Source organism: Saliniramus sp., from assembly GCF_035311605.1.
Lineage (GTDB): Bacteria > Pseudomonadota > Alphaproteobacteria > Rhizobiales > Beijerinckiaceae > Saliniramus.
In genome coordinates this window covers 1-4,140 of record NZ_DATGCW010000258.1, presented here as the reverse complement: position 1 = coordinate 4,140, position 4,140 = coordinate 1, and the positions used below count along the sequence as shown (strand labels likewise).

Below are 4,140 nucleotides of genomic sequence, written 5' to 3'. Positions count from 1 at the left end.
CTGGTCGGCGGCGCGAGCCTCGTGGCAGCGGATTTCCTGGCCATCGCCCGCGCCTGTCGCGCCTGAGGCCGCCCGGCGGTCGCCCCGTTATTAAGGTAAATTTCGGGTTACCGCGCGCTATATTCATTTATTCATTGATGTTGATCGGAAGTTGCCACAACCTTCAGGCGCACAAGATATCTGGAGGTCATTCCATGTCGGTACTGATGACGATGTCGTTTCAGCCGCGCAACGAGATGGCGACGCAGCCATCGGCGGCAGAGCGGGCCTGGAACGGCAATCGGAATGTGGCGGGCGGCGCTGCCGAGCAGGCCGGCGCGTCGCCGAATGTCTGGCGCGATCCGGCCTTCACGCAGGCCATGCAGGCTTCCGGAGCGGGAGCGCCACCGGTACAGACCGGCGGGCCACCTGCGACGACGATTCCAGGCCCGCTCGTCGGAAATGCCGGCGCTTCAGCGGGCGCCATGGTCGGCGCTCTGGCGAACGATCTCGCTCGGACGTTCGCGGAAGCCCCCGCGCCCGACAGCGCGCGACAGATGAGCATGCTTCAGTCGCTCAGCCGCCATATCGCCAACGAGGAAGCAAGGACATATACACCGGCGCCGGCGCGATCCGATTACGTATTGAACCGGGAATCCGGACAAACTGATAACGGGAACCTGTCGGCATCTGCGTATCCCGATTCGTTGACGGACGGCGCATCCCCGCAGGCAGACGAGCCGACCGGGCACGCGCGCACGACAACGCGACCGCCGACGCAGGACACGATCCCGCATCTGGATCCGGCCGGTCGTGCGATTTTCGCGGCTGACGGACATCTCACGCCCCATGCCAATCCGGATATGATCGACGTATTCAAACTTGCCGTCGAAAATAACAACGACTGGAGCCGCATCCGCATGTCGGCTCCGCCGGACCAGGGAGATTTCGGCAGCTTCGGCGAGCCGGGCGCGAATGATCGCGGACCTGTCACACCAGAGACCGAACGCGTCGTGCGCGACCATCTCCAGCAGGAACACGATGTCGATCTGCAATCGCTTCCCGTGCGCAACATGATGATCGACGACCTGTTCGACACCAATGAGCAACTGGTCCTGATGAACGACATTCTGGAAAAGATCGTCGACGAGGTCGCCGCGAAGAGTCCGCTACCGCCTTCCGATGTCGACCGCCTGCGCTTCGTCAAGGAATCCGAGGTTCTGGCGCGTGGTTTTCTGAATGACATGATCCAGCATTTCATGAACCGACCGCGTGAGGGGTGAGGCGTAAGCGGTTCATGATCGACGCCCGCGGCCGAGAGGCTGCGGGCGTGTGCTTTTTTCGTGATCGGCGCTGGACAGACGGGTTTTGCGATTGCATATGGAGGTTGTCGCGGTCACGGCCCTGCCGTGGAATCGCCGCGTTGGTGTGTCTCATGTCGGCGCATCGACGGGCCTGCGGCAAGCCGGTGGGTCGATCGGACCGGCGGGCAGGACGCTGAAGGGTAGAGCATGCAAACGGTCATCATCATCATCCATCTGCTTATCGTGCTGTCGCTCGTAGGCGTCGTGCTGTTGCAACGCTCTGAAGGCGGCATCGGTATGGGCGCCGGTGGCGGTGGTGGCGGCGGCGGGCCGGGTGGCTTCATGACCGGGCGCGGCTCGGCCAGTGCGTTGACGCGTGCGACGGCAATTCTGGCTGCGGCTTTCTTCGCAACGAGCCTGACGCTGGCGATCCTCGCCGGTCAGGCAAGCCAGCCGACTTCGGTCTTCGACGCTCCCGGCGGCCTCACGGCCCCGCCCGCCCAGCCGGGTGAAACCGCACCGGATGGCGCCGGACCGGGTATTCTGGAGCAACTCCAGCAGCAGCAGGGCGACGAACCCGCCTCGCCTCAGGTTCCGCAGTCGCGCTGAGCGGGAATTGTCGGAAGGCAGGGCCTTCGCGGGGCCGGGCGACCGGCCCCTTTGTTTTGTGTGGATGATGCCCGCATGACGCATTCGCTGCTTGCGAATCGTCGGGGCTCGATTATGGATACCAGTCCATGACGCGGTACGTTTTCATCACCGGCGGCGTGGTTTCATCGCTCGGCAAGGGCCTCGCCTCGGCGGCTCTCGGGGCGCTGCTCCAGGCGCGCGGCTACAAGGTCAGGCTGCGCAAGCTCGACCCTTATCTCAACGTCGATCCGGGCACGATGAGCCCGTATCAGCATGGCGAGGTCTTCGTCACCGACGATGGTGCGGAGACTGATCTCGATCTCGGCCATTACGAGCGCTTCACCGGTGTGCCGGCGTCCAAGCAGGACAACATCACCACGGGGCGGATCTATCTCGACATCATCACCAAGGAGCGGCGCGGCGATTATCTCGGCGCCACGATCCAGGTGATTCCGCATGTCACCAACGCCATCAAGGAATTCGTGGTCTCGGGAAACGAGGATTACGATTTCGTCCTCGTCGAGATCGGCGGCACGGTCGGCGATATCGAGGGCCTGCCCTTCTTCGAGGCTATCCGCCAGCTCTCCAACGATCTCGATCGCGGCCAGTCGATCTTCGTGCATCTCACGCTCCTGCCCTTCATCCCCTCCGCCGGCGAGCTCAAGACGAAACCGACGCAGCATTCCGTGGCCGAACTGCGCTCCATCGGCATCCAGCCCGACATCCTCCTCTGCCGCTGCGACCGCCCGATCCCGCCGGATGAGCGGCGCAAGCTCGCACTGTTCTGCAATGTCCGCGAGACGGCGGTGATCGAGGCGCAGGACGCGCCCTCGATCTACGACGTGCCACTTTCCTATCATGCCGAAGGGCTCGACGACGAAGTTCTCGCCGCCTTCGGCGTCAAGGAAGAGCCGGAGCCGGATCTGACGCGCTGGACCACGATCTCACAGCGCATCGCCAACCCGGAAGGCGAGGTCACGATCGGCATTGTCGGCAAATATACCGGGCTGAAGGACGCCTACAAATCGCTGATCGAGGCGCTGATGCATGGCGGCATCGCCAACCGCGTCAAGGTCAATCTCGAATGGATCGAGAGCGAGGTCTTCGAGCACGAGGACCCGGCCCCCTTCCTCGAAGGGCTCAACGGCATCCTCGTCCCCGGCGGCTTCGGCCATCGCGGCTCCGAGGGCAAGATCCGCGCGGCGCGCTTCGCCCGCGAGCGGCAGACGCCGTATCTGGGCATCTGCTTCGGCATGCAGATGGCGGTGATCGAGGCGGTGCGCGCGCTGTCCGGAATCGAGAAAGCGGGATCAAGCGAGTTCGGCCCGACCGACGAGCCCGTTGTCGGCCTGATGACGGAATGGCTGCGCGGCAACGAGCTCGAGAAACGCGCCGCGCAGGGCGATCTCGGCGGCACCATGCGGCTCGGCGCCTATGACGCCGCGCTCAAGCCGGGCTCGAAAGTGGCGCAGATCTACGGCGCCACGACGATCTCCGAGCGCCACCGCCACCGCTACGAGGTCAATCTCGCCTATCGCGAGGATCTCGAGAGGAAAGGCATGCTCTTCTCCGGCCTCTCGCCGGACGGCCTCCTGCCCGAGATCGTCGAGCTCGCCGATCATCCCTGGTTCGTCGGCGTCCAGTTCCACCCGGAACTGAAATCCCGCCCCTTCGAACCGCACCCGCTCTTCGCGAGCTTCATCGAAGCCGCGCTGGTGCAGAGCCGGCTGGTGTGATGCCTCACCCACCCGGCGCGCTCACGCGGCGCAGGGTGAGGTTGATGCGGCCGCCCTCGGGGAGCAGCGTCGAGGAGCCGCGTTGCAAGCGGTCAATGCCGTGGAAGATCAGCCGCGATTCGCCGCCGAAGACGATGGCATCGCCGGAGGCGAGCTTCACCGATTTCGTCGGGCCACCGCGCTGCGTGCTGCCGTAGCGGAAGACGGCGGTATCGCCCAGCGAGAGCGAGACGACGGGGGCGTCGAACTCCTGCTCGTCGCGATCCTGATGCAGCCCCATCTTTGCCGCTTCGGCGTAATAATTGACCAGACACGCCTCCGGCGGATGCGGATAGCCCGCGAGATCCTCCCAGGCGCGCAGCACGCGCGGCGGCATGTCAGGCCAGGGTTTGCCCGTCTCCGGGTGGTGCGGCTGGTAGCGATAGCCGGCCTGATCGGCGACCCAGCCAAGTGGCCCGCAATTCGTCATGCGCACCGAGAACGCCTTGCCG

Annotated in this window: 4 protein-coding genes; 3 read left to right on the top strand and 1 reads right to left on the bottom strand. The window is 64.8% G+C overall.

Annotation, left to right across the window (positions count from 1 at the left end; translation table 11 throughout):
* The 3 genes from VKP01_RS11750 to VKP01_RS11740 form a co-directional block, all read left to right on the top strand.
* The coding region (locus VKP01_RS11750; RefSeq protein WP_324412491.1) for a hypothetical protein at positions 1-1,262 on the top strand (1,262 nt) is incomplete at its 5' end.
* 228 nt (positions 1,263-1,490) lie between these two features.
* Positions 1,491-1,892, top strand: coding sequence for a preprotein translocase subunit SecG (gene secG / locus VKP01_RS11745; protein WP_324412489.1), 402 nt, complete (start codon positions 1,491-1,493; stop codon positions 1,890-1,892).
* Between the two features lie 128 nt (positions 1,893-2,020).
* A complete protein-coding gene (locus tag VKP01_RS11740; protein WP_324412487.1) occupies positions 2,021-3,649 on the top strand; it encodes a CTP synthase in 1,629 nt (542 codons plus the stop codon).
* Between the two features lie 4 nt (positions 3,650-3,653).
* On the opposite strand, the gene VKP01_RS11735 is transcribed toward VKP01_RS11740, so the two are convergent.
* On the bottom strand, positions 3,654-4,140 hold a 487-nt coding region (locus VKP01_RS11735; protein WP_324412485.1), incomplete at its 5' end, for an alpha-ketoglutarate-dependent dioxygenase AlkB.

Coding starts and splice junctions, on each gene's coding strand:
- VKP01_RS11740 (WP_324412487.1), top strand. CDS start 2,021: ATGACGCGGTACGTTTTCATCACCGGCGGCGTGGTTTCATCGCTCGGC.
- secG (WP_324412489.1), top strand. CDS start 1,491: ATGCAAACGGTCATCATCATCATCCATCTGCTTATCGTGCTGTCGCTC.